The sequence below is a fragment of the Streptococcus sp. HMSC34B10 genome (genome assembly GCF_001839505.1).
In the GTDB taxonomy this organism is placed as follows: domain Bacteria; phylum Bacillota; class Bacilli; order Lactobacillales; family Streptococcaceae; genus Streptococcus; species Streptococcus peroris.
Map to the genome: position 1 here is coordinate 1 of NZ_KV841554.1, position 736 is coordinate 736.

Sequence of the window (736 nt, forward strand, 5' to 3'; positions counted from 1 at the left end):
GAGGGTCAGCGGTTCGATCCCGTTAACTCCCATAAAGGTCCCGTAGTGTAGCGGTTATCACGTCGCCCTGTCACGGCGAAGATCGCGGGTTCGATTCCCGTCGGGACCGTAGTAACGAAAGTTATTAGACTCGTTAGCTCAGTTGGTAGAGCAATTGACTTTTAATCAATGGGTCACTGGTTCGAGCCCAGTACGGGTCATATTTGCGGGTTTGGCGGAATTGGCAGACGCACCAGATTTAGGATCTGGCGCTTAACAGCGTGGGGGTTCAAGTCCCTTAACCCGCATCATAAAAGTAAGCCGGCTTAGCTCAGTTGGTAGAGCATCTGATTTGTAATCAGAGGGTCGCGTGTTCAAGTCATGTAGCCGGCATTTTTTTAATATAACCAAGAGTCGATGCGAACGTAGTTCAGTGGTAGAACACCACCTTGCCAAGGTGGGGGTCGCGGGTTCGAATCCCGTCGTTCGCTTAGAGAGGCCGGGGTGGCGGAACTGGCAGACGCACAGGACTTAAAATCCTGCGATTGGTAACGATCGTACCGGTTCGATTCCGGTCCTCGGCATAATATGAGCACCCTTAGCTCAACTGGATAGAGTACCTGACTACGAATCAGGCGGTTAGAGGTTCGACTCCTCTAGGGTGCATTCACAATTTAATTCGGGAAGTAGCTCAGCTTGGTAGAGTACTTGGTTTGGGACCAAGGTGTCGCAGGTTCGAATCCTGTCTTCCCGATTG

The 736-nt window shown here is 51.4% G+C and carries 8 tRNA genes; all 8 read left to right on the top strand.

Going from position 1 to position 736, the window contains the following annotated elements:
* The first annotated feature begins 36 nt into the window (after positions 1 to 36).
* The 8 genes from HMPREF3237_RS05240 (at position 37) to HMPREF3237_RS05275 (ending at position 733) form a co-directional block, all read left to right on the top strand.
* Positions 37 to 109: transfer RNA gene (locus HMPREF3237_RS05240), tRNA-Asp, on the top strand.
* A gap of 18 nt (positions 110 to 127) precedes the next feature.
* A tRNA-Lys gene (locus HMPREF3237_RS05245) sits at positions 128 to 200 on the top strand.
* Between the two features lie 5 nt (positions 201 to 205).
* Positions 206 to 287, top strand: a tRNA-Leu gene (locus tag HMPREF3237_RS05250).
* A 12-nt stretch (positions 288 to 299) separates the two neighbouring features.
* Positions 300 to 372: transfer RNA gene (locus HMPREF3237_RS05255), tRNA-Thr, on the top strand.
* A 26-nt stretch (positions 373 to 398) separates the two neighbouring features.
* Positions 399 to 470 (top strand) — tRNA-Gly (locus tag HMPREF3237_RS05260).
* Positions 471 to 477: 7 nt separating this feature from the next.
* Positions 478 to 563, top strand: a tRNA-Leu gene (locus HMPREF3237_RS05265).
* Positions 564 to 571: 8 nt separating this feature from the next.
* Positions 572 to 645: transfer RNA gene (locus HMPREF3237_RS05270), tRNA-Arg, on the top strand.
* Positions 646 to 659: 14 nt separating this feature from the next.
* Positions 660 to 733, top strand: a tRNA-Pro gene (locus HMPREF3237_RS05275).
* Positions 734 to 736 lie beyond the last annotated feature (3 nt).